This window comes from Photobacterium sp. NCIMB 13483 (assembly GCF_003025475.1).
In the GTDB taxonomy this organism is placed as follows: domain Bacteria; phylum Pseudomonadota; class Gammaproteobacteria; order Enterobacterales; family Vibrionaceae; genus Photobacterium; species Photobacterium piscicola.
Genome location: NZ_PYLV01000016.1, coordinates 52,511 through 79,283, shown reverse-complemented (window position 1 = coordinate 79,283; position 26,773 = coordinate 52,511). Strand labels below are relative to the sequence as shown.

Annotated in this window: 24 protein-coding genes and 2 pseudogenes; 8 read left to right on the top strand and 18 right to left on the bottom strand. The window is 36.2% G+C overall.

The window, feature by feature from the left end:
* Nucleotides 1-3 precede the first annotated feature (3 nt).
* Nucleotides 4-1,587 carry a PTS transporter subunit EIIC gene (locus C9I86_RS13310; RefSeq protein ID WP_107276622.1) on the top strand — a complete coding sequence of 528 codons (1,584 nt, stop codon included), beginning with the start codon at nucleotides 4-6 and terminating at the stop codon, nucleotides 1,585-1,587.
* Nucleotides 1,588-1,700: 113 nt separating this feature from the next.
* On the top strand, nucleotides 1,701-3,119 hold the full coding sequence (locus C9I86_RS13305; protein ID WP_107276621.1) for an alginate export family protein: 1,419 nt from the start codon (nucleotides 1,701-1,703) through the stop codon (nucleotides 3,117-3,119).
* 212 nt (nucleotides 3,120-3,331) lie between these two features.
* On the opposite strand, the gene C9I86_RS13300 is transcribed toward C9I86_RS13305, so the two are convergent.
* Complete coding sequence (locus C9I86_RS13300) at nucleotides 3,332-4,267, bottom strand: ParB N-terminal domain-containing protein (RefSeq protein ID WP_080159123.1); 936 nt, start codon at nucleotides 4,265-4,267, stop codon at nucleotides 3,332-3,334.
* 2 nt (nucleotides 4,268-4,269) lie between these two features.
* Nucleotides 4,270-5,505: a ParA family protein gene (locus C9I86_RS13295; protein WP_107276634.1), complete on the bottom strand. Its 1,236-nt coding sequence runs from the start codon at nucleotides 5,503-5,505 to the stop codon at nucleotides 4,270-4,272.
* A gap of 316 nt (nucleotides 5,506-5,821) precedes the next feature.
* Here C9I86_RS13295 and C9I86_RS20395 point away from each other — a divergent pair, with 316 nt between their 5' ends.
* Nucleotides 5,822-6,064, top strand: a complete 243-nt coding sequence (locus tag C9I86_RS20395) for a Hok/Gef family protein (RefSeq protein ID WP_325168554.1) — start codon at nucleotides 5,822-5,824, stop codon at nucleotides 6,062-6,064.
* 138 nt (nucleotides 6,065-6,202) lie between these two features.
* Here C9I86_RS20395 and C9I86_RS13285 read toward each other — a convergent pair whose 3' ends face one another.
* From C9I86_RS13285 to C9I86_RS13250, 8 genes are all read right to left on the bottom strand, one after another.
* Complete coding sequence (locus tag C9I86_RS13285) at nucleotides 6,203-6,607, bottom strand: hypothetical protein (protein ID WP_107276620.1); 405 nt, start codon at nucleotides 6,605-6,607, stop codon at nucleotides 6,203-6,205.
* 167 nt (nucleotides 6,608-6,774) lie between these two features.
* Nucleotides 6,775-7,020: a hypothetical protein gene (locus C9I86_RS13280; RefSeq protein WP_107276619.1), complete on the bottom strand. Its 246-nt coding sequence runs from the start codon at nucleotides 7,018-7,020 to the stop codon at nucleotides 6,775-6,777.
* 239 nt (nucleotides 7,021-7,259) lie between these two features.
* On the bottom strand, nucleotides 7,260-7,577 hold the full coding sequence (locus C9I86_RS13275) for a hypothetical protein (protein ID WP_107276618.1): 318 nt from the start codon (nucleotides 7,575-7,577) through the stop codon (nucleotides 7,260-7,262).
* A gap of 1,128 nt (nucleotides 7,578-8,705) precedes the next feature.
* Nucleotides 8,706-9,443 (bottom strand): hypothetical protein, encoded by a 738-nt coding sequence (locus C9I86_RS13270; protein WP_107276617.1) that lies wholly within the window; start codon nucleotides 9,441-9,443, stop codon nucleotides 8,706-8,708.
* A 133-nt stretch (nucleotides 9,444-9,576) separates the two neighbouring features.
* Nucleotides 9,577-10,410: a hypothetical protein gene (locus tag C9I86_RS13265; protein ID WP_107276616.1), complete on the bottom strand. Its 834-nt coding sequence runs from the start codon at nucleotides 10,408-10,410 to the stop codon at nucleotides 9,577-9,579.
* Nucleotides 10,411-10,893: 483 nt separating this feature from the next.
* Nucleotides 10,894-11,667, bottom strand: coding sequence for a hypothetical protein (locus C9I86_RS13260; RefSeq protein WP_107276615.1), 774 nt, complete (start codon nucleotides 11,665-11,667; stop codon nucleotides 10,894-10,896).
* 124 nt (nucleotides 11,668-11,791) lie between these two features.
* Nucleotides 11,792-12,283, bottom strand: a complete 492-nt coding sequence (locus C9I86_RS13255) for a hypothetical protein (protein ID WP_146142637.1) — start codon at nucleotides 12,281-12,283, stop codon at nucleotides 11,792-11,794.
* A 602-nt stretch (nucleotides 12,284-12,885) separates the two neighbouring features.
* Complete coding sequence (locus tag C9I86_RS13250; RefSeq protein ID WP_107276613.1) at nucleotides 12,886-13,671, bottom strand: hypothetical protein; 786 nt, start codon at nucleotides 13,669-13,671, stop codon at nucleotides 12,886-12,888.
* A gap of 259 nt (nucleotides 13,672-13,930) precedes the next feature.
* On the opposite strand from C9I86_RS13250, the gene C9I86_RS13245 reads away from it, so the two are divergent.
* Nucleotides 13,931-14,530 (top strand): recombinase family protein, encoded by a 600-nt coding sequence (locus tag C9I86_RS13245; RefSeq protein WP_107276612.1) that lies wholly within the window; start codon nucleotides 13,931-13,933, stop codon nucleotides 14,528-14,530.
* A 407-nt stretch (nucleotides 14,531-14,937) separates the two neighbouring features.
* The gene (locus C9I86_RS13240) at nucleotides 14,938-15,252 is read left to right on the top strand and encodes a hypothetical protein (RefSeq protein WP_107276611.1); all 315 of its coding nucleotides are present in this window, start codon (nucleotides 14,938-14,940) and stop codon (nucleotides 15,250-15,252) included.
* A gap of 128 nt (nucleotides 15,253-15,380) precedes the next feature.
* Here C9I86_RS13240 and C9I86_RS13235 read toward each other — a convergent pair whose 3' ends face one another.
* From C9I86_RS13235 to C9I86_RS13220, 4 genes and pseudogenes are all read right to left on the bottom strand, one after another.
* Nucleotides 15,381-16,532 carry an iron-containing alcohol dehydrogenase gene (locus tag C9I86_RS13235; RefSeq protein ID WP_107276610.1) on the bottom strand — a complete coding sequence of 384 codons (1,152 nt, stop codon included), beginning with the start codon at nucleotides 16,530-16,532 and terminating at the stop codon, nucleotides 15,381-15,383.
* 920 nt (nucleotides 16,533-17,452) lie between these two features.
* Nucleotides 17,453-17,794: a hypothetical protein gene (locus C9I86_RS13230; protein WP_107238157.1), complete on the bottom strand. Its 342-nt coding sequence runs from the start codon at nucleotides 17,792-17,794 to the stop codon at nucleotides 17,453-17,455.
* The gene (locus C9I86_RS13225) at nucleotides 17,784-18,440 is read right to left on the bottom strand and encodes an AAA family ATPase (RefSeq protein WP_107238156.1); all 657 of its coding nucleotides are present in this window, start codon (nucleotides 18,438-18,440) and stop codon (nucleotides 17,784-17,786) included. Before C9I86_RS13225 ends, C9I86_RS13230 begins: the two co-directional genes overlap by 11 nt.
* A gap of 254 nt (nucleotides 18,441-18,694) precedes the next feature.
* Nucleotides 18,695-19,256, bottom strand: a pseudogene (locus tag C9I86_RS13220) (recombinase family protein); the annotation flags it as partial.
* Nucleotides 19,257-19,775: 519 nt separating this feature from the next.
* Here C9I86_RS13220 and C9I86_RS13215 point away from each other — a divergent pair.
* Nucleotides 19,776-20,963: a hypothetical protein gene (locus tag C9I86_RS13215; protein WP_107238155.1), complete on the top strand. Its 1,188-nt coding sequence runs from the start codon at nucleotides 19,776-19,778 to the stop codon at nucleotides 20,961-20,963.
* A gap of 164 nt (nucleotides 20,964-21,127) precedes the next feature.
* Here C9I86_RS13215 and C9I86_RS20075 read toward each other — a convergent pair whose 3' ends face one another.
* From C9I86_RS20075 to C9I86_RS13200, 4 genes and pseudogenes are all read right to left on the bottom strand, one after another.
* On the bottom strand, nucleotides 21,128-21,286 hold the full coding sequence (locus C9I86_RS20075) for a hypothetical protein (protein ID WP_158258946.1): 159 nt from the start codon (nucleotides 21,284-21,286) through the stop codon (nucleotides 21,128-21,130).
* 818 nt (nucleotides 21,287-22,104) lie between these two features.
* Nucleotides 22,105-22,242, bottom strand: a pseudogene (locus C9I86_RS20290) (IS3 family transposase); the annotation flags it as partial.
* 260 nt (nucleotides 22,243-22,502) lie between these two features.
* Complete coding sequence (locus tag C9I86_RS13205) at nucleotides 22,503-22,802, bottom strand: hypothetical protein (RefSeq protein WP_107276609.1); 300 nt, start codon at nucleotides 22,800-22,802, stop codon at nucleotides 22,503-22,505.
* Between the two features lie 96 nt (nucleotides 22,803-22,898).
* Nucleotides 22,899-23,348, bottom strand: coding sequence for a hypothetical protein (locus C9I86_RS13200; RefSeq protein ID WP_146142636.1), 450 nt, complete (start codon nucleotides 23,346-23,348; stop codon nucleotides 22,899-22,901).
* 621 nt (nucleotides 23,349-23,969) lie between these two features.
* On the opposite strand from C9I86_RS13200, the gene C9I86_RS13195 reads away from it, so the two are divergent.
* Nucleotides 23,970-24,746, top strand: coding sequence for a hypothetical protein (locus C9I86_RS13195; RefSeq protein ID WP_107276607.1), 777 nt, complete (start codon nucleotides 23,970-23,972; stop codon nucleotides 24,744-24,746).
* A 501-nt stretch (nucleotides 24,747-25,247) separates the two neighbouring features.
* Entirely contained in the window at nucleotides 25,248-25,847 is a 600-nt protein-coding gene (locus C9I86_RS13190; protein ID WP_107276606.1) for a recombinase family protein, read from the top strand.
* Nucleotides 25,848-26,773 lie beyond the last annotated feature (926 nt).

Here is a 26,773-nt window from a genome sequence, read left to right as displayed (position 1 = left end):
ATTATGAGAGATAAGGTTCAAGCACTTGCTGGAGGTATGATGGTATCTATCATCGTACTGGTTATCGCAGGTATATTTATTGGTATAGGTGCAGGCATTGTAAATCAAATGTCTGCAACTAACTCTGTTATTTGGGCATTCTTCAAACTGATGTTAGATCTAGGTTTGATGGTGATGCGCAACCTACCTCCATTCTTCGCGATTGGTTTAGCTTTTGCACTCGCTAAATCAGAAAAAGGATGGGCAGCCTTTACCGGTTTTACTGCGTTCATGTGTTTCAATGTAGCTATCGGCTCGATTGCTGCATTTCACGGTTGGACGACTGAAACCACCAGTGTTGCATCTTTGATGGATAATGCTGGTTACGACAAAGTTGCTGCACAAAACTTCAACTCTTTATGGGGAGAATCTCTAGGCATTTTCGCTTATAACATGGGTATCTTCAGTGGTATTCTTGTGGGCTGCATTACGGCTTGGATTCACAACCGTTTTTACAAATTTGAAATGCCTACGTTACTCAGCTTTTTCTCTGGCCCACGCGCGGTAGTGATTTTCACTTACTTTGCTATCATGCCAATTGCTCTCTTCGTTTACTACGCTTGGCCACCAATTGCTGGTGCTTTACAGTCGATAACAACGCTTATTACCAGCTCTGGTATCTTTGGTTCATTCCTTTTCGGTGTGTTTGATAAAGGCTTATTACCATTTGGCTTGCACCATTTGATCGCTTTCCCTATTGAGTACACGCGAGTAGGCGGCGTAATGGAAATTAATGGTGTGGTTTATGAAGGTGTTCGTAACATTATGAATGGCCAATTAAGCTCTCCAGAGGCAACAAGCTACATTACCCATAACTTCACTAGCGGACGTATTCCAATTCAAATTGGTGGTTTAACCGGTGCGGCTTATGCGATGTATGTGACAGCGAAAACACAAAACCGCAAGAAAGTTGCAGCCATCATGGTGCCAGCGGTGTTCACTGCGGCAGTGATTGGTATAACTGAACCTCTAGAGTACACATTTTTATTTGTTCAGCCTTTATTATTCTTTGTCATTCATGTGCCTCTAAATGGTTTAGCTTATGTGATAACTGAAATGATGGGCGTATCTATTCATGGTAATCAGCTATTGTTCATGGTGCCTAACTTACTTCAACCAGAGAAAGTGCATGCATGGGCTCTGATATGGATAGTTCCTCTGTATTTCGTTATTTACTTCTACACCTTTAAGTTCTTTATCTTGAAGTTTGACTCGAAAACTCCGGGTCGTGAAGAAGATAATGGTGATATAGCACTGTACTCTAAAGAAGATTTTAAAAAGAAAAAAAAGCAAACCTCAAAAGACCTGCCTGCTGAAATTATTAAAGCACTAGGCGGTGCCGACAATATTGAAAACGTAGCTAATTGTGCCACTAGACTGCGTGTTTCATTGCATGATGAATCCTTAGCGGCAAGCGATAAAATTTGGAAACAAGAACTTAACGCTATAGGAGTAGTAAGGATGAATAAAGGTATTCAAGTGATATACGGTGCTAATGTCATAACAATAGCCTCTGGTATTAAAGAAGCCTTAGGTATTGATTCCTAACAACGTATTTCCTTATGTAACCCTACAGTTACAAGCTTTATAACTCATGATTTTTCCTGTGACCCCGCGTCACAGGAAGGGATTCATGCACCTGAAATATGGATATTATAAAAATGAAAACAATAATAAAACATGTGATCACCTTACTTTCTCTATGCATTTCTGGCGTTCTACATGCGAGTGAAAATACAATAGCGGATTGGCCAGAACGAAGCCCTATGGTGTTCTGGGGAGACAGATCTAATGAAGATTGGAGCTATGTTGACGATTTGAAAGAGAGCCAAAAAAGCTTCTCTGAGAAATTAAAGCGTTTAGACATTGATGAAAGCGGTGACTGGAAAGTTTCTTTTAGTGGTAATGTAAAAGTGGCTCTCGATAACCGTTGGAACCATATGTACGATGGCGAAAATCGTAAAAAAAATGAGCTTCGGACTCGTATGCAGTTTGCGACAGATGTAACGTATCAAGATTGGATGCGCCTATTCGGTGAGATTCGCACTAACTACACTAATCTAGATAATCCTGGGCCAGTGGATGATGCTGGTACGGATTTCCAACAATTGTTCGCAGAATTTAAGTTCCTTGACGATGGCCAACAATATTTAAGTACACGACTTGGTCGTCAAGAAATTTACTTAAATGAATGGCAAATGATGAACCGTGAACCAACGCCGGTACAGTCTAGTTGGAATGCTGCAAGCGCGAAGTATAGTGTTTCTGGTATTAATTTTGATGTTTATTACGGTGAAGAAGTCTTCCCGCTCTATAGCGATGGTAGCTTTAGTGGTAATTGGGATGACAAAACTAACGGTAAGAAATCAACAGGTTTATTCGCGAATTGGCAAACAGATCTCGGCACGATGCAAGCTTACGTAATGAGTAATCAGCTGACAAACGAAAGCTTTGTTAATGCTCCTGATGGTGATGTTGATATTCAAGTTTTGGGTATTCATGCTCATGACTTCGTAAGTGAAGGCTTTGGTTACATGTTTGATGGTGTGTACCAATTTGGTGACCATGCAGGTAAAGATATTTCTGCTTATATGGCTTACGTAGACTTGAATTACAATTGGAAGGCAGACCGGAACTATCGTTTAGGTTTGAACCTACACTATGCTTCAGGTTCGGATAAAAATAGCGATAAGGTCAATACCTTTAACCCGCTATGGACCGGTGACCCATTAGGATTCGCACATGATGGGGCATATGGTAATGCCATGCAGGTTGGTTCGTATACCGTCATTGAATATCAGCCAAAGCAGTCAATCATTGCTGGCTTCATGTCGACATGGAGAGCAAACACCGATGATGCAATTTATACGTTAAATCAAGATGTATTGTTTGGTGCTGAATCAGATGAAAAATACGCTTATAGCCAGTTTTATCTGCAATTCCATAACTACATTACAGGTAACTTAAAGTCGGAGGTGAATATGTACTACGCTCTAGACAGCGACTATACCCGTGATGTGGTAGGCAGCTCGAGCGATGATATCTCACGAGTTGAATTTACGCTAATTTACAACTTCTAATCCAGTAGTCATTACTACAAAAACAGTAATGTATTTTAGCTCAACTTGTAAGTTGAGCTGATTTACAAATACGATAACTGACCATAACATTTTCAAAATAGGTTTGGGAAAATGAGAAGTTTCGATAAAATTTCAAGATGATTCTGCTTCGCTGTTTTAGTCATTTGATATTACAACCCCCATTGTAATTAAATTTACAATGGGGGTTGTAATCAAGATTCATGGTTTATTTTATCATTTACGAATTTGATTACTTCTTTGTATAAATCATCATTTAAACCACTTAACTCAATAGTAAGTTTTTTATGATCATCAGTTTCATGGATTTTTGCGTACTTATCTTTTTCAGAAAATATCTGAATATCATTGATTATCCATTTTGATACTTGCTTAGTTTGGATAATATCTAGCATTCTTTTCATAACAGAATGCTGTATTTCATCTATTTCTGAGCTATCAATATCTAATAACATTAATTGTTTAATAAATTGTGACATACTGATGTTGTTAGTTTTTAGATATTTCTCAACCTTCACTAATTTAGAATAAAAGCTATTTGGAATACCTTCAGGATCGGGAAAAACATCAATTAGATTTTGATTAATACTTGCTGCAACAAGACGTTTTCTGCATGTTTCTCTACCTATATTTAATTGTTCTGCTAATTGAATTGCTGACCAATTATTTTTTTCCATAAGGGTCGGATAAACAGCCCCAATTTCTCGATACGATAATTTCTTTTGAGTAAATGTTGATTCTATAAATGCAGTCAAATCATTGTCAGATATTTCATCTGCTTTAAAGACATATAGAGGCAAATCTTTATTACTTAAAATGCATGCCATCCGACGGCGAGAAGATTCAATAATTAAAAATTTACCATCCTTTTCAATTGCGAAGCCTTCAGTATGTACACCGCTTAATTTAATCGACGGTAGGATGTCACGTAAAGATTCAGCAGTTAAGTTCGTTTGATTACGAATATTCAAATGATGAATTACTGTTTTATTTTCAATTTCATTTGCTTTTATAACAACGCGAGTTGCTATAACTTTTGCACCACTTTTAAATATAAGCTCTTTGGTACTTAGTGATGGTAGATTGTTTGTTCTCTGACCAAACCCTGTTCTTTTATGTGATAAGCTCATAGTTAAACAGCCTTATTTGAAATTAGTTTTAATTCGTTCGTAATTTGTTTATAAACAGCACTAACCGAAAGTAACGCTTTATCTAGTTGCTTTGCAGAGCAAACATCCTCAGATTTCACGATATCAAGTACAGTTCTATTTAATTCAGCAGTAGCAACAAAAGCTTCGCTATGTTCAATTGCAGTCGATAATAATATAGATCCCGCAGTGCGTAAGAGCTTGTCAAACACCCTAACTTCACTATTAGATTTATCATTAAAATTGACAGGTAACATTTTTAGCCATTTAATATTTTCACCTTTGCTTGGTAACTCACCTAAAGTTCCAGAAAGTGTTTTTAGGTAGTTCGTTGTAGATGCAAAGTCATATTCACGGGGCGTTACAGGTATCAGAATTGCGTCAGAAGCTTCATTTACAGCCCACAAGATAGGAGAGTTTTGTGGGGGCGTATCTATAAAAATGAAATCATATTCATCTTTATAAACATTCATAATTTCACGTAACTTAGTTAATAGCTTTTGCTGCTCTAATTCATCAGATTGCCAAAAAAGATCAACAAAACGTTCGTCGTCTGGAAAAGCAGGGATCACATCTAAATTGGGTAAATGAGTTTGAAATGGTGCTTTCAATATGAGATCTCTCTGCTCGTATCCAGCGGATAAGTATTGACTAAAAACACCCACTTCTTTGTTTGCAAGAGCCATATCTATAGCTGTCATATATATGGAGTCATCAGACTGAGATCGAACGAGTGATTGGCCTGTTGAACCTTGTGGATCAAGGTCAATGATTAAGCATCGAGCATTCAAATTAATATCAAGTGCAGTCGCCGTCGCTAACGTTGCTGTTGTAGTTGATTTACCGGTTCCGCCTTTATGGTTTTGAACAGCAATCGCAATAGATGAATAATTTTCTTTGTATTTCGGAAATTGCATATACTCACAGAAAGCAGCAACATCAAAGCGGTTATATAACTTAGTTTTACCATTGGTAATAGGTTCACCAATCAAACCTTCTTTTTCTGCTTCATCAATACGAGAGTTAAAAGTAACGCGAGATAAGCCAAACAACTTTTGTAATTCGCCTTTTTTTAAGCTGTGGTTGTAAATTAAGCGATCAACACTATCAACATCTTTATCTGTCACTCTTATTGATTTTTGATTTTCAATAAGCTCTTTTAGTGATTGTTGTTCAACATGCATTTGTCCTGATACACGTTCCAGCGTATTAATAATCATTGCAGGCCCTCCTAATTGATGAGCCATCATTATAATACAAACAAAAAAACAATTAAACCTTAATTGGTTCAATATTCGCATTTAAGGTTTAATTGTGATTAATGCTGCATTTTTCATGGTGTAGATTTAATTAAATGGAACTATGATCTTTTTAAGTATTAGAGGCCTAAAAGCAGAAATTACTTAATTTATGGGATTAAAGCGAAATGACAAAAAAATGATAGGGGATAGGCGAGTTAATGTATAATCAGCGCGGGTGCTCTTGGCTGTCTAGTCTTGAGCAACAAACAGATATGTTTTGTGATAGACCAGATAGATGAAAGCCCCGTTAATTTTAAATCAACGAGGCCGACAAATGACTCTAGACAATTCATATGTTAGTGCCTCTCACTATAGGAGGCAAGTAAAAATGCCAAAAAGAAACTTCCCAACAGGATTACTAATTGTGTGTCTCACATTATTAGTTGCATTGGCACTCGTCAGGGATGACTTGTGTGAAGTCCAGTACCAAGATGGTACTAAACTCTTTAAGGCGGTACTTGCCTACGAAGTGAGATAATCTAGCCTAAATGGTGGGGCAGTAATGCCTCACCATTTCAGGTTTTGTTTGGTTACATTGCCAATGAGCACCCAACCTTCATACTTTCAAATTAGTCTCATTTAACATCAAATCTATTTATGCGTACTGCATAACCTATTAATGACAAGGAGATTCATCGACATCAACAACCCAAACTGGAATATCGTCAATCGTTTGATCAACTTCCCAGCCTGTTTTTTCTAAAATATCGTCAGGAGTGCCGTCAGGTACGGTGAACCAATAGTAATAAGTCATTTCATCACTACTTCCAGTATTTGCATTGAGCTCAGCTCCCATTTCATCCCATTCTTCATCAGTAATTCCTAAATACTGAGACAAAGAACTATCTTGAATTGGCGCTTTTACGAGCTTCTCTATGAAATAGCCTGTTGTTCGTTCTTCTCGCACTACTTTTTTGCAATGAGGACATTCAATAGGTTCTCGACAAGCACCACAAATACCACCATCACCGACACTACTAACTGTAAAAATAGCATTACAAAAAGGGCACTTTTCTGTCATGATTAAAAATCATCCTCAATAAATTAAATTCAGTCTAATTTAATGAACAGCGAGTAAATACAAAAGCTTTTTTTTACTTCCACCAAGAAGCAAAAAGGTTGGAAAAGCCGTCTTTAAGAAAGATTATTTAAGACATGTTATCTCTATGCGTAATAAACTAAATTTACTTAGTTTATTAGCACATTGATTCCCCACCCAAAACTAAATAAAATAGTTAAAAAAAACGCCTGTATAGGTAAGGAATTAAAAAATACTTTCCAATACATTCCTCGCTCTTTTGCTATCTCTGCTTTACCTTGAGGGAAATGAAGACCTATAAATGCAGCAAGAACAGATGCTGGCACTAAAACTAAAAAACTTAAATTTAGATATCCACATACAATTACTACCAATAAAAGAATTGTCCCTAACACTTTTCTAATCTCCTTTGTATTCTATTCATCAGTTTTTCGTACTTTCATCTAAGCACTTATATTTAAAATATTATTAGGTATATTTCACTCGATACCTAGCATTACTTTTCTCTAAAAACAGCTGCATTTAACATATGGTATCTAATGCGATCCGATACGTGGTAACGTCCAAATACAACAAAGGCCGCATAAGCGACCTCTTAAATTGTCAGCATTTAATATTACAAATTTTATGCGCACTATGCTAAACCATTACCAATGTTTCTACGGGAGACAGCAAAAGACACTCTTTTAAATAGGTCAAAAAACTCAGTAATACTAATATCAAACTCTGACATTTTTGGATCTTTACCTTTCTGAGTTAGATTCAAATATGTATCTTTTTCATAATACAGGCATACAGTTAAATTCGTTACTTTAAAACCTAATATCTGGTCACTACTCCCTATGTGCTCGTGTTTTAAAGCATATTCTCTTAAATAAAGTTCATCTGCGTCATCTAGAGCAATTGAACCTGTCCATTCATTTTCTTGAGTCGAAGCTATGATCTTATCCATTTTAAAATCCAAGTATTAAATGTTTATAGCCTAACCATACAACCCAGATAAAACCTAGTCAACTCATTGTTTTTAAAGGAATTATTATAAAGATTCATTACAATAAATCTTTATAATAATTCCTGCTGTTTAAGTACTTTAGACTAATTAAAAAATTACTTTAAACGATTTTAAAGCCATAAATACCAGTCACTCGACACCTAGTATTACTTTTCTACGAAAATAGTCCTATTTAACAGTATCCATCTTATGTGATCCGATATCATAGGTACAAAAAAGGCCGCTATCAATGAGCGACCTCTGAAACAAACTAGATATAGCCATGTTGAATTAACACTGTTATGAAATTAATTACTTCAACAAGTAGATCAATAACTGAAGACAACAGTGAAAATTTATAAATCGATGTCATTACGACCATGAGTATATACCTCCGAATGGTTCGATTATGTGATTAGAAAATACGCTTAAATTACGCAGTTCAGTGTTTATCACGTCATCAAATCAATCCGATATAATCTTCATAATCGTCATAAGACTAAACGCAATTTAATGCATGTGGATGAGATAATCAATATTTAAGATTATTATTCTATTTAACAGTATCTATCTATCACGTACTTCGCGATCAGCGTTCGTGATAATTCCCCTTGAAACAGCTCATTTTATCTAAGAAAGTCACCTTAAATAAGTCTCAATATGATGTTGTTATTTTGTTAATGATGTTACCCGATCCTAAATTATCACTTTGAACTCGATTTGTAGACTAATCACAAAAAAATAGCGATATTCATCAACTTACAACGTCGGTAGTCATTACAGATGTTATGTGAAATGGGTGGGTAAGTTCGTAGAAATAGCCTGATATTTATGAAGTTGGTTATAGCAGGGTCGCTTAGTGATCACATGAGTTAGCCAAAGGGACTAACTCAAAAGTGGACAGAAACGTGTTAGTAGGTTTGTTCTATTTTGGCTGATAGATATTAGGAAAAGTAAGGGTAACGCCGCATTAAGGTGTGAGCAACGCTACCACCAAGTCTTAAACATACCACCGTAAACACGAAACCCAACCTTGAACTGAAAATGCCAAGCGTTGGGAATCACTCTTAAATGCTTTGTTATGCCACTTTACACGTATAATTTTTCTTTTACGATTTTCCGCCAGACTTGATATGATAATTTTACTGCATTTACCGCCTGTTCCATTTCGCCAGACAATTGTCCGTAAGCAGCACTATCACTCCAAGATCCTGCTCGATCACAATTTAATTGTGGAGCAAGACACATTCGATAATTATCTTGAGGCTGAGTATATGGATACATATCAAAGTGTTCATCGACAAAATAAATAAACTCAGTTAGTGCTTCACACAATGATGCAGTCTTTTCACTAATATCCTTGCATACAAAAGAGCTACTTGATGAAGTAGCTTTGACAATAAAGTCACGTATACTTTGATCACTGTTTCTATAAATCGAGTGATCACTTCTTAAATTTGAAAGGATATGATTTAAAGCATCTTCTTCAACAATATCGTTTAGTTGTTCGAAAATTAACTTGTCATGTAGCTCTTTTTTCTCAAGAGCTGCTTTTGATGTGACAGATAGTGCAACTTCATGCAACCCAGTATTTAACAAATGATAAACTAAACCGAGACAGCATAACAAAAAACCCCACAATGTATCGGAATCATTGGTTATTGATAACTCGAGTGTTTTCTCAAAAATCTCATTAATTATTGTAATCCACAAAGGAGTACTCATTAGCGACAAACCACATACCACAATTAACCACGTGATTTTGTTATAAAATTTTGGCTTCAAAGCCTCAATCAGTTTAAGAATAAAATTAAAAAACTTATCCATTACTTACCTAACTAAAATTAAAGTTGCATAACGCTTGCCTAACCGGCGCAAAATAGCAGGCTAAAATTAGCGAAGAATGAGCGCAAGCCAACTGTTTTGCGTCCATTTTGAGCGACTTGTTAAGTGCCCGTTCTTATTCATACCAAGAACTAGTATCTACCTCTAAAGCATTCTCATTTACTGAGATGTTCTCGGGGTTCGTTATACAGGCGTCAACGGAGATATAAAATGGGAAGTCATTTGAGATTTCGCAGAAGTCATCACCTTTCCCGTACTCTTGAGTAATATAAATTGTTCCCTCAACCCCTATCGTGATTCCGTTTTCTTCCAAGTATTCGATTTCCATTGTTTCTGGAGAAACCTGCTCTACTATCACCCTGTGGGCCAAAATAGATAACTCATCAGGGCACGAGTTAATTACAGCATCAAATACTTTATCCTGAATGCCGTACTCTAAGCTTTGTGTAACCATGCTTTCCAATGAATCTAGCTCTTCAATGACTTCCTGAGAGCGTTGAATGATAAACTTCATATCAGTGTAAAACTTTTGAGGGCAAGCTTTGAAGTGCTTAGCAGTGATATGGGTATATTTATTAAAAAAGTTAAACTCTTTCAAATAGTCTTTAATGCTCTGATTAAGATCTTCAATAGTAAGTTGGTCCAGATAAGCATCAGACAAAAAACCTTGTGCGCAAAACTTGAGCTTCTGCCGTCTTGTGACATTAAATTTGTCACTTTCTTTTTCGTACCAACAAGCCTTTTCGACCTCTTTATCTGGGGCACGTCTGTTTAATACTTGCAGAACTAACTCTCTCATAGAAAAAGCAAAATTATGAAAACGCAAAGGGTTTCCATGAGAGCAGTAATTTCTCAAACTACATAAGAACAACTCTCTTTCGAAATCGGTCTTTAACAGTTTCTCAAACTCAATTATGAAAGAGTGATTCAGTAACTTTTTTAACTTCATAGGTTAGATAAAACACCTTAGGGTATTTAACAGTATATTAATAAGCATTCTTACTTTTATGCAAAAACACACGTCTAAAACCCATTAATCATAATCAATTTAATTCATAAATATAATGAACTTGATTGCATTATTTTGTTTCAAAGTGTTTATTGAGAACGTTGAGAGTAAGAAATGTATTAAATAAGCCTGATTAACTACAAATAAAACTAATCCAAAACCACGTTAACGAGGTATGAATGAGTAATAGCACTAAGTAGGAATGGGGCAAATATGAGTTAGCGCAGATCTCGCTGACTCGAAGATGGACAAAAACGTGTTAGGCAATTTGCTTATTTAGGCTAGTAGTATTAAAAGATCAAGGGTAACGCCGCGTTAAGTGGTGAGCAACACTACCACCAAACCTAAATCATTGTGCCGTAAACACTTAAGCTGAAGCAAACCGAAAATGCCAAGCGTTGGGAATCCGTCTTAAACGCTTTGTTAAATTTCATTTTCGTTGATCTGAGCCTTAAACGAATATTGAGGAAAATCTAACATCATGCCTCTTTCGATAGAGTATTTATCAAATATATATTGCTTTACAGCTTCCTCATTACTTCGAGGAATATCGCAGTCAGCGACCATGATATTCTCTTTAGCTTCGAGATCAACAAGGTCAAATATTCCGATTTTTCCAACGAACTTAGATAGAAAAGAAGAAGCTTTAAACTCTGTGTAGTTTGGTGATTTATCGTTAACAAGCAAAACAACGTTTCTATTTGTGCTAAGAAAAACACCATCTATGATATTTCTATGCTTAAAGAACTCGCTATGATAAGCGTAGTAACAGCTTGATGCTTCACTAGACTGAGATTCAAAGTCAATGATGTGCTTTCTACCATAAAGCGTTGAAATTATTTGCTCAGCCTGTGTACCTTGCGCTACACCATTTGCAACAATAAAAAGTAAGCAGAAATCACTCTTTGTATTTTCTTTCTGCGCTTTCAATTGCTTTATTCCGTTACCTATAACTCCTGAGATACGGTTACGATAACCTGTAGTCCCAACGTGCTCAAATATGTCACCTTCAGCTAACTCTTTTTGTTCATGCTGATGTAATGCTTCATCGTCTGATTTTTCCTTCAATTCGATCAAAACGACTTCTTCCTGTTCAATCAGAAAATCAGGTGTTTTTTCGTCAGACTCAGCAATTTTTCGAGCTTCTACAGAGAACTTTTTGAAGTATTCAATGACTTCATTTTCTAAGTTTTTCATCTATGTCCTTTATGAAATTTAACGCCGCACTAAGCGGACTAAAATGGTGGGTTAAAATGTGCAGCGAAGCCTAACCAACTGTTTTAGTTCCGTTTAAGTTCCTTGTTAGGCATTCAGCTACAACTCAACGCATTACTGGCCTTGATAGCATTTCTAAGATGATATTTTCAGATAGATCAGGACATCTAGCTTTTATTGCAATTGCATCAATTGAAATAAAATTATCACATGTTGCCCTAAGCTCTTTTGCAATTAAATATGAATCGCTACCCAGTGAATCGAACAATTTCAATGCAGTTTTATACGTGTCTATCTCTGGCAAGCCAGCGGTATCAAATCCATATTTTTTCATCATATCCAAGGAGAATCTAACAGCGGCACCTTCTTCGAGAAGATGAGTCTGCTTGCCTCCATGCTGATCAAGTAAATGTACCGTTTCATGAGCAAGTTGATAAACAACCATTTTCCAATCGGTTTTTGCATTAAAGCCTAATTCCGCAAACGCCCCGTCTTTGCTCGGTGTATACCTTACATGAGGACCATCCACATCCCATGATGGTTGATAGATTTTTTTTGATTGGTCTCTTGAGCCGAAAAACCTCTCAGCTTCAGCCATAAACTCCATTTGAAGTCGCCAAAGTCCAGGTTCATCGTCTACCGGTTGTGATTTGTTAAAGTCCAATTTAACTCCAATGCCGACTAATTATGCCTAACAGTATATTAATAAGCATTCTTACTTTCGCGCAAAAATATACTCATGAAATACCTTTATCATACTCGATATAATCGTTGTATATTATGAACTTGCTAACACTTTATTACATTTATCGATTTAAAAGAGGGTGTGAAAAGTAAGAAATATATTTAATAAGTCTTATTAAAAACAGAACTAAAGCGATAAAATCACCACGTTTCATTATAACTGTTGATATAGACAGTAAATAAAACTAATCCAAAATCACGTTAATGCGATATGAATGAGTATTTGCTCTGAATGATAATGGGGCAATTCTGAGTTAGCAAAGTGGCTAACTCATAGATGGACAGAAGTTAGTTAGGCCGTTTGCTCTATTTGGGTTGGTAAGTATTAGGAAAGGTATAGGTAACGCCCAATTAAGTAGTGAGCAACGCTACCACCTAACCTAAATCATTGTGCCGTAAACACGAAACCCAACCTTGAACTGAAAATGTCAAGCATTGGGAATCACTCTTAAATTGTTAGCTTTGTTCTTCGATGTCGACTTGAGGTTCTGGAGCTGCCATTAAGACCATTGTATTTTCATCAAAACCTTCAAAACCGAGACGTTCAGCCATGTCATCATAGCCAATGACACCTGCACAGTCTTGCAAGTATTTGTTTAACCCTATATGGACATGGTTGTAAAACTGATGATAGTTCTGATACTTGTACTGCGAAATTGCATGCTCTAGAAACTTGAGTTTCCAATCTGTTGTTAGTTTTTTTAATTTAGAGCTAAAACCTTGATCAACATTCGGGAAAATAGTGTTTAATTCACTGTCTGAGATCTGTGACTTTTTCAGAGCTATACGCTTTGCAATTAGAGCTCTATACATATAACGATGTTCCATCGTATAAGCCCCTGATACTGAACATAATTTTTGTCTAGCAAGCCATTCAGCCTGATACAAACCATATTCACCATAAGTTGCTACGGTTGCTAGATAGCCACGAGCGCCAAATACTGTTTTGTCCGTTGAGCTCAATGTTCTATTGGCAGTCTGATGGCAGACCCCTGTCATTAGATAGCGAATACCAGCCTTGTCATTACCATAAACACAATCAGCTTCCACATGCGAGCCATTGCCAGAAACTAGCTCACGACCTCCTGAGTTTCGACCATAACAGCCCCATGCCTTTCCACTATTTGAGCACTCTACATACGTATGATCGCCAATTTTGATTACTTTGTTAACACCGATTTTGACCCACGCTGGTAATCGGTTTCCCAAATACTCTAGGCTCAGAGCCTTACCTTTCAACATACAGGTTTCCTTCGTTTAACAGAATATTAATAAGCATTCTTACTTTCACGCAAAAACACATTCACATATTTCGTCGATCATATTCCATTTAACGCATAAAGTGGCAAAAATCAGTTACAGGACTTTGATCTATTATTTTAGGTATACCCCAACGAAACCAGCCCACATTACTCTTTAACCCGCATTATTGTATTTAAGAAACCACCTATAATAAACCGATTAAAGAAACCAACTTAAATTAAACCAATAGGTGATGATAATGCTGATTCGGGCCTACCTTCGTGCGTCAACCACAGAACAAGATGCTCAACGGGCAAAAGAAGAACTTAAAGCCTTTGGGGCGAAGTTTGATCATCGTATTGCTGGCTACTACATTGAAAACCAATCTGGAACTAAGTTAGAACGTCCCGAGCTTAATAAGCTAATTGAAGATAGCGAAGACGGTGATGTGTTGTTGATTGAAAAGATGGACCGTTTAACTCGCTTGCCCTGGGGAGAATGGAAAACTTTAAAAGCTCGTATTATGGAAAAAGGGGTAATTATTGTGGTAGCAGATCAGTCCATGACTCATGCCGTGTTCACTTCTGGCGAGCAAAACAGTATTACCTTGGCCTTAACCGAGTTTATGTTGGATTTGGGCGCAGCGATGGCCCGTGATGATTATGAAACTCGTCATAAGCGTCAAGCTCAAGGGATTGCTAAGGCAAAAGTAGAAGGGAAGTATCGAGGTCGCCAACCTAATTTAGTCTTACATTACGATATTTTAGATCAACTCACGTTAGGACGTAGTTATTCGCAGATTCAAGAAAAATTGGGTTGTAGTAGAGCGACGATAGCGAGAGTAGTTAAAGATAGTTAGTGTTGGTGGGGATCTTAAATGGTAGTTGTTTTTAGCGTGAATTGTTGCAACCTTAACAAATATTTAATGTTGTATTTTAATCATGGTTATCGCCAAAATGATATTAAAACAGGCCGTTAATCCCTATTTTTATTTATACCGTGCTCACAAAGTGCGTGATAGATACTGTTAAATACAGCCGTTTTAGAGAAAAAGCACATACTGTGCGTCGGGTGATGAGTGTTTATAGATTTAAAATCGGTTCAATAAACTATTTGATTAATATTGGTTCTCATATATTAAATATAAGCAATAATAGATATTTAATATTATATTTTCATCTAAACAATGTATGACACATGTCGCATATTATTTGCATCCATGCTCTATTATTGTTTTAGGCATATCGCCTAACTGAGGATGTAGTTATGAGTAAGGAAATTCAGAAAATCTCATGCGTAAATTCAGCTGCATTTGTAATGCATTTTGATGTTAAAACACATCTATTTGATCAAGATATATCATTAGGTTCTACAGGTAATTACCCTGTAGGACAAGAACGTACAATTGATCTTTCTACTGTTGATGGTTTAGAGTCTGGAATGAAAGTTTTTGTAGTTGTTCATGCTGTTCTAGGAAAAACTATTAAATATAAAGAAACATTTACATATAAACCAAATAACATGACACAAGCACTTCGTGTCCATGGAACAACATTAAGTTATAGCGTTCAAGAATTGTAATAAATTTTGTGTAAAAATGCCGCCCACTGAGGCGGCATTTTTAATCGTTGTTTTAAAATTTAGTCAAAAAAAAGCCGCTGATTTATCAGCGACCTTTTCGACAGATTAATTACCGATAGTCAGGGTAATTACATACGAGATTTAAAGATATTAACAATCTCAGCAAGGTTTGCTTGACGAGGATTCGTTAAAGAACACGCATCATTTAGGGCATTTTGTGCCATGAATGCGAGTTTATCTTCAGTAACACCCAGGTCAGCTAGACGTTGCTTAGTACCTACCTTCTCAGATAGTGCATCAATAGCTTCAAGTGCTGCGTTAACTGCTTGCTCTTGAGTCATACCTGATACATCAACACCCATTGCTTTTGCAATATCAACAAAACGCTCTGGTACTTGCTTAGCATTGAAGCGTGAAACTTCAGCCAATAGGATTGCGTTACATAAACCATGAGATAGGTTGTAAACACCACCTAATTGGTGTGCCATGGAGTGAACGTAACCTAAAGAAGCATTCGAGAATGCCATACCAGCTAAGTACTCACCGTACTGCATTGCATCACGTGCTTCACGGTCTTGACCGTTATTCACTACTGCTTCTAAGTTGTTAACAATTAACTCAATCGCTTTGATTGCTGATGCATCAGTGATTGGCGTCGCTGCTGTTGAAACATACGCTTCAACTGCGTGAGTTAATGCGTCCATACCTGTCGTTGCAGTTAGGAACTTAGGCATTGCTACCATTAGCTCTGAATCGTTAACTGCGATGATAGGGGTGAAGTGCTTATCAACAACTGGGTATTTAGTTTCATCTTCTTGGTTAGTAATGATAGCAAATACAGTCATTTCTGATGCTGTACCCGCAGTCGTGTTCACTGTTACCAATGGAAGTTGTGGTTTCTTAGAAAGGTGTACACCTTTTGAGTAATCACGGATATGACCACCGTTAGCTGCAACCAATGCGATACCTTTCGCTGTATCGTGAGAAGAACCACCACCGAATGAAATCACGAAGTCTGCTTTGCTTTCAGCAAGAAGAGCTAAACCATCTTCGATGTTTTTCTCAGTTGGGTTTGGTTGAACACCATCAAACACAACGAAATCTAAGTTATGTGTTTTTAGCTCATCTGTTAACTTACTAACAAGACCTACTTCAACCAATACACTATCAGTCACGATAAGTGCTTTTTTCAATTCTTTTGATGCTAGTTCAGCGCCTAGAGATTGAATAGCGTTAGGACCCATTAAGGTTACAGGTGGCATGTAAAATACATTGCTCATAGTAAAGCTCCGATAATTTATTATTAATTTATAGTGACTTATTGCGATATCCATAAGTCTGAATTCGAGTTTACGTTGAGGGATATACTGTAGGAGTGATGTATATCCTTACCGATTTTAGTGTTGCTGTCTGTTTCGATGGAGCTATATTAACAATTACCACAGAGTTAACAATAACTATCAAACTAAAACACTATTACCTATATGTAACAATAAAGGTATTGAATGATTGCTTTGCTTGTTGATACTAGCTAGCGTTCTCTTTAATGAAAAATAAGGAAAGAAGGATTATCTGGAAGTGATTATTTTGATTTAAAGTTTATAGATATATTACTTGAAATTAATTAAAGAATATAAATATCAATTAATTACAAAAAAAACACAACAAAGCAGACTACTTTTAGAGAACGGTAGCACTATGTAAATAGTATTTAAAAGTGGGGGGAAACGTTGTTTTTTCATTTATTGTTGGTAACTGTCTCTATTTCATTGATAAATGTATGACAAATTCAGTTAAAAGCATGTAATAAGATAAAAATACAAGTAATGGATTATATATGGTAATAATTGGAAAGAATTTAGGTCATCACTTGTATCTTAGTATTGCAACGAATCGGATCGTATAAATAGATTTGATGTTAAGACTGAGTTGTTACCGATGGACGAGGAACAAGCAGCCGTAATTATGAAGCGCCAGCACCCACGATCCCTAAACGTACAGTAATGGCAAACCACTACACTTAGTGGAGCTTGGTGAGTGATAGTTGAACCCTTGATACAAGGGCAGTACGACCGCAGAGGAAAGGTGTGAAATAAAGCAGGAAATAGCGGCACAGGATAATCGTTTTACAAGGAATTGGATGCCACAGTAAATATCATATTATCTTAATAAGTTATTAAGATAATATGATATTAAAATATTAATCAGTAATAAACGCCATGAACTCATCATCACTCATTACCGATAGTTTATTGGCCATAAGCCGAACAATATCACTTCTATTTAATGGCTTATCGTCTTCAAGTTGCTGCTTATACGCTAACATATTGTAACGTTTGAACTGATCATCGAGAGTCTTTAGATCTGTTTTGGTTAAAGAAACAGATACAGGCTTGGTTAGTTCTTCTGATTTGCGAGGCTTACCCCGACCTCTACGTTCTGTTTCTGATGGGATCTTTTTCGGCTCGGCCGCATCCACAAATGCTTCTGCACTTTTTAACTTTTCTTGGCTATATTTTAATGACTGACGGCTAAATTTCATTTTCAATTTCCTTGAGCAAGCAACTCATTTCAGCTTTAGCTTTGGTGTCTTTCCATTCATGAATACCCAGCGCTTCTGAAAATGCATCACGGTGCGCTTTACGCTCGGAAATCACCGTGTTGAGTAAGATAAACTCGGGGAACTCTTTTAATAACTGCTTGGCGATAGTTTTTTCTGACTGGCTGTTAGTTGGAGCCATATTGATAAATACCGCGACATTAAGCTCGGGATTGTAATCTCGCGCAGTTTCGACGGTTTCAGCCATGTGCTCTAACAACTCAAGATCAGACAAACTGGCTTTAGTTGGCATTAACATTAAATCAACCGCTAACATTGCTGAGCGCATTTCACGACTATCACGGCCTGCAGCATCAACAATAACATAATCATATTTATCCGCTTCACGTTTGATCTGCTTGGTGACATTGCCATCTAGACGAATACACGGAAACGCATTACTGGTTTCATTTTCTTCTCGACGTTGCGCCCAACGATACAAGGTAGCTTGAGGATCGGCATCAATCAGTAAAATACGATCTGTTTCGCCCTGGTATTTTTCTTTTGAGATAGCAACAGCCAGATTCACTGCTGTGTTACTTTTTCCTACGCCACCTTTCTGATGGCCTAAAAGGATCACCTTTCCCATTTAGCTCTACCTGATAATAAGATAATAAGATAATAAGACAATATTATTAACAATGTAGCTCATTAATACCGCAAGCTATCAGTAAAAAACAATAGGTTTATCAATTATATTTAATTCAAAATCAAATATAATATTATCATAATAAGATAATATTATATTCATTAGTGCGTAAAGAACAGGAGGAATAATAGTGCAGTATCGAAGAGTGGACATTAATAAATAAGTAGAATAAAAAGTAAATATATAAATAAAAATCAAAAACTTAAGTAATAACCAAGAGTATTCAACGCAATATCAATCAGCTTAGCCGTTGCTCTAATATCAAGTCTCATAGTACGATATTTTTCTATTTGTTCGCCTTATCATCGAGTTTTAAGCGCTTTGCTGACCCTTTCGGACATCTTAATATTTACCCTTCCATTTTACGTGCTGCTAACGCTTCTTTGGTACGCATCCGAATAAACTCACGTTCTATTTCACCCGCTAACTCTAAGATAGTGACCATGATCTTGGCTTGCATTGAACTATCGAGCAACATGTTCTGTTTAGCAATATGCACACTGACTTGTTTCTCCATGCATAGACCTAATACTTGTAAGGTGGAACGTGCCATACGGGTGATTTTAGCAAAGATGATCGTATCACCTGCTAATAAACCCTCCAATAAGCTTCCTAAACGCCTATGACGCCATTTCTTAGTACTAGATATGCAATCCTCTTTAAAACTAAGTTCGTCCGTCCTGTGCTGTTTGAGCGCTCTAAAATGCCATGTTTCTGGTTATTGACGTCTTGAGTATCAGCTAAGACACGTGAATAAAATTAATTTCATTGCACCATACGTGATAAGAAAAATTGCAATGATGTTTTGAAAAATGGTTAAGGCTTTTGCTGTCACTGTTAATAAAAGTAAATTATTTCATTAAAATCAATAACTTGTTTTTTTTAAGTGCTTTCTAAAGATAAAATACATCGAAGATGTTGATCTTAGTTGCTTCTATCTTCCGATCTTTTATTACTTATATTACTTATAGTAAGGATCTTTACTTTACTTTAGGGGGGTACTTTTTTAAGTTAAGTTATTGTTTTTAATTCATATAATAACTTAATGTTAAAGTTATTATATGTATAATACGAAGTTATTATATGTATAATACGAAGTTATTTTATGTATGTTTTGAAAGAAATGATAAGTAACTTTAAGTAATTTTATGTATCTTTTGAGAGCTTATTTTAAGTAATTATATGTATCTCCATTTTTTTGACATCGAATTTAGATAAATTAAGTGATTTGATGTATATTACGAACACCTTCAGCTATTTGATGTATATTTTGAAATGGACGTTAATGTAAATAATCAAAATGTGGTAACGTTACCTGATAAGGGATTACATACTAATCTATTGAAATTTAAGTATAATAATGACTTAGATCAAAAAGGTAAGTTATACCGACTATCGAATGATGTGATCACTGGTCTGTTACAGATGGAACCTGATAGTTGGCGTATCTTTGAGCAAATAGCGAAGAAAATTGATATTTATCCACTGAAATTGCTTAACTCTGAGCAGTTTCTTAATGATCTTTCAGAAGGAACAGCAGTGATCCCTGCTAAGTACCGCACGGTAACGTTGCGTGCGAAAGATTACATAAAAGATTATCAACTGGCTGCCAGTACGGGATACCGCGAATTTACGTTAAATGCATTGAGCTTGTTTGATGAGATGCTGACTAATATTTCGTTTTCAGATACCCGAAATTCGGTGATTGATGTTGGCCTGTCTCGCCCTATTAGTGATATTACGTTCCATGTTCAGCTTAACCAAAGTGAAATGACACAGATAAAAACAGTCACTCACCAAATGATCAAACCGAAAGGTTGGACACAGAAAAAAGCGGCAAGTGGAGACGAAAGTAAGCACTGGAGTGCGGCAAGTGTGAGTTTTATTTTGCATGAACGCTTGGCAATGGAAATGCTGTTTTTACAGCGTTATTTCACCCGTTTAGACAGTGCGGTAACTGAAAAACTAACTAAACCTGCCAGTAAGTTATATACCTTACTGCAAATGACGGCATCATCTAAGCCTGTTAGCCTAGAAGGTGGCTGGATGATTTCGTTAGATTTAGAACAGTGTAATAAATTGTCGGCAACCAAATATAAAACGATTACCCAGTTCGCGAATAATTTTAAACTGGCGACTGAGCTAACCAAGAAAACAGAATACGATGTGATTCACTTTAAAGATGAAGCCTCTAAAGTGAAGAAAAAATACGTGCAACTAAACATCGCGTTTTCAAAAAAATCTGCCGGTGATTTAGAGCAGAAAGGGCTTAAGAAAATTACCCGAAAACGCTTACCACCACGACCAAGGGTATTAGTGGGTTCCGATGCTGAAGGCGCATGGGCAAGAAAGTGTATTGCGATTTTAGAAGCCTATGAGAAAGAGCTGAAAACGGTAAAAAGAAAATTAATCAAAGCCGATAGAGAGCGCTTAGTACGTTATAGAAAAATCATTGGTGCTTGATTAGAGAGACACAAAGAAGTGCTGCAAAATCTATTTCTATTGAATTGATTAAGCTTCGATGTTTAATCAAAGAGGTACATGCAGCTAGCAAGGGTTCTTCTGAGGCTAGAAGTATTGCAGGTATAGTTACGACCCTGTAAATAATTCACAAATCACGACTTCAACTATTGCTTTGCTGTGTTGTTATGGCTTTGTTTTTGTAATGCTATTTTATCACTAATCAATTTAAATTCTTCAGCTAGATCGTCATAAATTTTTTTAATTTCGGGGTCTTGCAATGCTTTTTTTTTAAACTGTTCAAAACTAACAAATTGACGTTTCAATATAAAACCCTCATTAACTAAGTAGTACCTTTCGTTCATTTTTAAATGTCATCATGGAAAATTATAATGGTGACATACAAGCAATATAATTAAATTTTAATATATAAAAACAAATTAAAACAATGAGTTATTAGTTTAAATGTCACCATTAGGTTTCGTCATGGTGACATGGAGCTAAATGTCACCATTTTGTCCATTCTTAATCATCATTATTATAAGCTAATATTTTTATTTTTCTTTAATAAACAATTGGTTATTTTGTTTCATGATCTAAATATCACGATTGTGAAAGCTCTTTATTATGTTAAATAAAGATATCAAAGAGTTAAAAAATAAAAATTTTACAACAAAAACAGTTAGTTATTATATTGCCGGCTAATTTGTGTGTTCGTGATGATGACATAGTAATCAAGAGAAATCACCGTGCTCTATTTTCGTTATTATTTCAATTAGTTTATCTTTATTTTCAGATTCTAGAATTTGCAATGGACTTAACCCATTTAAAGCTTTCAAAGGGAGTGACAACCATTTGAGATATAACATCTGATCTTTAAAAATAGCTATAAGTCTAGATTCTATTTCGTGATCTAAGTAATTACTCATTTTTACCTCTAATAATATAATACCGACTGACTTAAATGTACCACTCAAAGTTGATTTTTGCGCAATTACTCAACGTTAAAAATATGTAACCTTCTTTAATTACTAAGCTTTAATAAAAGCTTAATTGTATATACGAGACAAACAAGAGGACAAGTAAAGACGCTAATGGTGTTTTTTTGATGTAATGTTAAATATGTAGACAAATACGGGTATATTGGTGAGGTTTGTGTTGCTTTCGGTACAATTCCACCACGCTCATCTTTAAGCTGTCGAACCCACTTATCCATTGTTGATTTACCGAAATTCATTACTTCAGCAGCTTCTTTTACTAAGTCGTCTTGGTTTAAAACGAGTTACGCGGATTCTAATCGAAATTAGGGTATAAAATTAGGACGTATTCTTTTTCACCTATCCATGTTATGAGATGATGATATCACCTCTGAAGAAGTGGCCAAATTTAATGTGCCACTACAGGTGTTTAATCGTTAATCTATTTATACGAACCCATATATTACAGCTTTATTGTAAACATTCACCGCATACAAAAATACCGTCACGATGGACGGTATTTAACATCAAAGCTATTTATACGCACTGAGATAAAACGATATTCTTAAATGATCCTTTCCCAATAAACACATGTATTAGATTTGCCAAAGATATCTTTACTTGGTTTTTTTCCAATGTTTTTTATCACATTCCCTTCATGTTTTTTCATTAAAAATGATAATTGCTGATGAACATACATAAATGGTCGCTCTGTTTTCTCGTATGCAAATAATGCTTTGATATATTGAGATTGATTATTTTTTGCAATTTCAAGAATTAATTCATGAAAAGAAAATGTTAATTTCATCGATTTTATAGCATTAGTAATTTCATCATCAAAAACTGAAAAATCAAACTCTTCCATAAAAACCTCATTACTTTAATACAGCTAGATACAACAAAGGTCGCCTAAGCGAATTTCAGAAATTCAGATAACTGGTGTAATGTTCAATCTAAGTAGTTATGAACCTACTTTATTATGCTTTAAATTCTTTTCAACTAGTTCATTACTATTATTAAGGATGGAAATCAGATCACTATGAATATTATGAAAAGAAATAGAAGTATCAACACTTTTAAAGTCGATAGGCGAGCCATAACGTAAGTCATGTTTTATGTAATAGTCATTTAATAAATCCACTTCATTTTTTGATTCAGAGTTAAAAAGTTCACTTCCGTACAGTTCATTAATTTCCTTTAATAGTTTTATAAGATCATGTCCAAATTCTTTGCGTAATTTGTCATTATATTGTTCATAGTCTTTCTTCAAAAGAAGATATTTACCAATACATTCAAATCCTTGACATAATAAATGAGCAGATACTAACTTATGCCCATCATAAGCTTTTAGTAATCCAGCTGCTGCAACAAAACTTCGTCCTTTTTCAAACATAGGCATTGTTATATTCACTTCTCACTCCTAAAAATTAGTATTTTATTAGATAATCCTATCCTCTAAATCCAAGATCAAATTTGACGCGATTATTGGTCTTAGACCAATAATTTCACGATTAACAAAGGCCGCCTAAGCGACCTTTCAAATTTGGTACATGTAACGCATCTTATGTAAGATTAGCGCCAATAAGTGGTTCGCTACGTGAAATCTAGCGAACTAGCTCCTGCAAACAATAATTCCAGGCACGTAGCTGCCAGCGTTTCAAATGATAAACGCCACAACCTGTCGCATAGTTCCGCCACATCATCAATCACGCAGTCGCCAACCTACCCAAAAATAATGCTCAGTTTATTTTGCGTTCACGCGCCCTCCGACGAGGCGTGAATGAAAATTAAAATGAGTATGTAATAACGGTTCGTGAGAGCAAGTTGTCGAGCAGTACACTATATTGACTAAGTAATCGTGAGATCTTGTGTTGAAAACTACAAAACGGTGACTCATTATGAAAAATAGATCTTCATCACAGAGTGGATATAAAAGTTAGAGAAGTAAGTAGACTGGGCTTGTCTAACAGATGGAGTATTTAACTTTTATGCTAATGTGATATTTTTAGCATAATTACCAAAGGGTTACAAAATGAAAATGAAATTTTTTATTATAGCTATTACTGCACTGTTTTTAACTGCATGTGATCCAGATGATGGTTTAGCAGGTGCAGTAGGAGAGACAGGTGCAGTAGGAGAGACAGGTGAAGCAGGGATCAACTGTTGGGATTCGAATATGAATCATATTAATGATACAAGTGAAGATATTAATGGCGATGGCGTATTTAGTACGTTGGACTGTAGAACTACCATTACCGACACCCAAAGTCCTGAAGTAGTATTTAATCATCAGCACATGTGCGAAGCATTTGCTAACTTAGGCCAATATCCCGAAAGTTGCCCGTCTGCAAGTCATTCGCTTCCAACAGGTATGATTACTCAAATATTTCGAGCACAATTATTTGACGATGGGACGGGGACGGGGGGCTACACCAGCTGTACAGCTACTCCAGGTGATGGTTTACTTACCATTAATATTAGAGATGTAGTTAATTCAGAAGGCAATGATGAAAAACATGCATACTATGAACTTGAAGGTGCTTACATAGCTGCCGATATAATAATGTCTAAAAACGCTGTTATTTTAGATGGCGCGTGTAAAGCTCGCTGTGACAGCGATAGTAAGTGTATTGGTTCAAATGCAATACAAAAGACCTCAGAGGCAATGTCTTGCAGAATATTTTATCACTCAGATTCTGTTAGTAAATACGAACGACTTTGTGCTATAGCACCCTCTGCAGCACTCGCCGGTGAACTTTGCAAGTTAGGCTTAGGTAATGCAAATCGATGGACTGCTAAATGCCCGTAGCAACCCAAAATTTTAAATAGCCACGCAATGATAACGTGGCTATTTATATTAAAATTCGAAAGGAAAAGATCATTCATCGAATACGTTTTTTTCGGGCTCAGTTTTTTCTTTTTTATGCTTAACCAGTTTTATAATCACATACTATTAAAATTAAACCCTACGGATAACGAGCTATTCCTTAGCCAGTAATATCAATAAATTTTAGCCGCACACCAGTGCGCATAACGGGTGTTATAGTAAATCTACGGTTAACTAATTATTTTTTTGATTGATAATTAATAAAGAATATACCCGCAAAACCTAAGCATAATATGGCCTTTATTGCCTTTAACTCTAATAAAACAAGGCTCATTGCAGCTTCACGATATTCATATTGAGTTGAGCTATACCCCAGCGAAACCAGTTTACATTACCCCTCAACCCGCATTGCAGTATTTAAGAAACCACCTATAATAAACCGATTAAAGAAACCAACTTAAATTGAACCAGTAGGTGATGATAATGCTGATCCGTGTTTACCTTCGTGCGTCAACCACCGAGCAAGATGCCCAACGGGCAAAAGAAGAACTCAAAGCTTTTGGAATGAAATTCGATCATCGTATTGCCGGTTACTACATCGAAAACCAATCAGGTACTAAACTCGAACGCCCAGAACTCAATAAGTTGATTGAAGATAGTGAAGCTGGCGATGTATTACTGATTGAAAAGATGGACCGTCTTACTCGTTTGCCCTGGGGGGAATGGAAAACACTAAAAGCACGCATCATGGCTAAAGGGTTAGTGATCGTTGTTGTTGATCAACCGATGACGCATACAGTGTTTAGTTCAGGCGAACAAAATAGCATTACCTTAGCTTTAACCGAATTCATGTTGGATTTGGGGGCCGCTATGGCGCGTGATGATTATGAAACGCGTCATAAGCGCCAAGCACAGGGAATTGCGAAAGCAAAAGCAGAGGGGAAGTATCGAGGTCGCCAACCGAATGTAGCGTTACATCACGATATTCTAGATCAACTGACGTTAGGGCGTAGTTATTCGCAGATACAAGCTAAGTTAGGGTGTAGTCGGGCGACGATAGCGAAGGTAGCAAAGATTGAATAATCTCTGAAGTATTAATGGTTTAGTTGTTTTTATTTCCAATTTATTTTGCTGAGACGGTTATAGACCTGGAGCAAGAAGGCTATAATTATCGGCATACTTAAAATACAAGAATAAACAGTTCCTAGAAAAGTCGCTTAGACGGCTTTTGTTGTATCTGGACGTTACAACGTGTCAGTGCTAATAAATAAGTTTGATTTATATTAGATTAACAAGGGGAAGATATTGTGTCGATAATCTGTGTTTTCTGAAAAAATCAAGTCCAAGTCATCTAATTGGTGCAAATAGTTAGAACTAAATCACAAAAATTGTCATGAATCACAAAAATAACTATACATCTCAAATAAAAGAAATTTCATATTGCGATCACGACAAATTCGCCGTAACCTGACGCCAGATGTGAAAAAACCTAGCTTGCAGGCTAGGTTTTTTCGGGATACTTAAAACGAATTTGAGACCTCGTTAAGTCCTACTATGATAGCCATATCGAGTTAGTTCTTCAAGTATTCCCTTAACATCTCTTTAATTTGTTTATACCCACTACAGCGTGAATCATTCGTGCCAGCACTGAGAGTCAGCTTTACAGCCACTCGATGAAGTGAGCGACCCTGTTAAGGTTGTAGGTAATGTTTCGGCAAATTAATGACAGGTGAGAAGGAGGGAAGCCCCTGAATCTATCCGTAACTGGGGATAAGGGATCTCAATCAATACACCAAACTCAAGCAACGCTGTCACAAAGCGAGCAACTTATAGAGCACTGACACTAGAATGTTATCTCAGTTGTAGACGACAATGTGACGAACCAGACGAGTGATTGACTCCGAACCATAGGGGTGTTCTGGTTACTGAAGATACATGGTATGTAGGCTTCAGGGGTGCAAAGATCTAGACTCGGCTCCATACCGAATCAGATGTACTCGAAACAGCGG

Bases quoted from the DNA above. Each gene is read 5' to 3' on its own strand.
- C9I86_RS13310 (WP_107276622.1), top strand. From the start codon at position 4: ATGAGAGATAAGGTTCAAGCACTTGCTGGAGGTATGATGGTATCTATC.
- C9I86_RS13305 (WP_107276621.1), top strand. From the start codon at position 1,701: ATGAAAACAATAATAAAACATGTGATCACCTTACTTTCTCTATGCATT.
- C9I86_RS13300 (WP_080159123.1), bottom strand. From the start codon at position 4,267: ATGAGCTTATCACATAAAAGAACAGGGTTTGGTCAGAGAACAAACAAT.
- C9I86_RS13295 (WP_107276634.1), bottom strand. From the start codon at position 5,505: ATGATTATTAATACGCTGGAACGTGTATCAGGACAAATGCATGTTGAA.
- C9I86_RS20395 (WP_325168554.1), top strand. From the start codon at position 5,822: ATGAAAGCCCCGTTAATTTTAAATCAACGAGGCCGACAAATGACTCTA.
- C9I86_RS13285 (WP_107276620.1), bottom strand. From the start codon at position 6,607: ATGACAGAAAAGTGCCCTTTTTGTAATGCTATTTTTACAGTTAGTAGT.
- C9I86_RS13275 (WP_107276618.1), bottom strand. From the start codon at position 7,577: ATGGATAAGATCATAGCTTCGACTCAAGAAAATGAATGGACAGGTTCA.
- C9I86_RS13270 (WP_107276617.1), bottom strand. From the start codon at position 9,443: ATGGATAAGTTTTTTAATTTTATTCTTAAACTGATTGAGGCTTTGAAG.
- C9I86_RS13265 (WP_107276616.1), bottom strand. From the start codon at position 10,410: ATGAAGTTAAAAAAGTTACTGAATCACTCTTTCATAATTGAGTTTGAG.
- C9I86_RS13260 (WP_107276615.1), bottom strand. From the start codon at position 11,667: ATGAAAAACTTAGAAAATGAAGTCATTGAATACTTCAAAAAGTTCTCT.
- C9I86_RS13255 (WP_146142637.1), bottom strand. From the start codon at position 12,283: ATGGCTGAAGCTGAGAGGTTTTTCGGCTCAAGAGACCAATCAAAAAAA.
- C9I86_RS13250 (WP_107276613.1), bottom strand. From the start codon at position 13,671: ATGTTGAAAGGTAAGGCTCTGAGCCTAGAGTATTTGGGAAACCGATTA.
- C9I86_RS13245 (WP_107276612.1), top strand. From the start codon at position 13,931: ATGCTGATTCGGGCCTACCTTCGTGCGTCAACCACAGAACAAGATGCT.
- C9I86_RS13240 (WP_107276611.1), top strand. From the start codon at position 14,938: ATGAGTAAGGAAATTCAGAAAATCTCATGCGTAAATTCAGCTGCATTT.
- C9I86_RS13235 (WP_107276610.1), bottom strand. From the start codon at position 16,532: ATGAGCAATGTATTTTACATGCCACCTGTAACCTTAATGGGTCCTAAC.
- C9I86_RS13230 (WP_107238157.1), bottom strand. From the start codon at position 17,794: ATGAAATTTAGCCGTCAGTCATTAAAATATAGCCAAGAAAAGTTAAAA.
- C9I86_RS13225 (WP_107238156.1), bottom strand. From the start codon at position 18,440: ATGGGAAAGGTGATCCTTTTAGGCCATCAGAAAGGTGGCGTAGGAAAA.
- C9I86_RS13215 (WP_107238155.1), top strand. From the start codon at position 19,776: ATGGACGTTAATGTAAATAATCAAAATGTGGTAACGTTACCTGATAAG.
- C9I86_RS13205 (WP_107276609.1), bottom strand. From the start codon at position 22,802: ATGGAAGAGTTTGATTTTTCAGTTTTTGATGATGAAATTACTAATGCT.
- C9I86_RS13195 (WP_107276607.1), top strand. From the start codon at position 23,970: ATGAAAATGAAATTTTTTATTATAGCTATTACTGCACTGTTTTTAACT.
- C9I86_RS13190 (WP_107276606.1), top strand. From the start codon at position 25,248: ATGCTGATCCGTGTTTACCTTCGTGCGTCAACCACCGAGCAAGATGCC.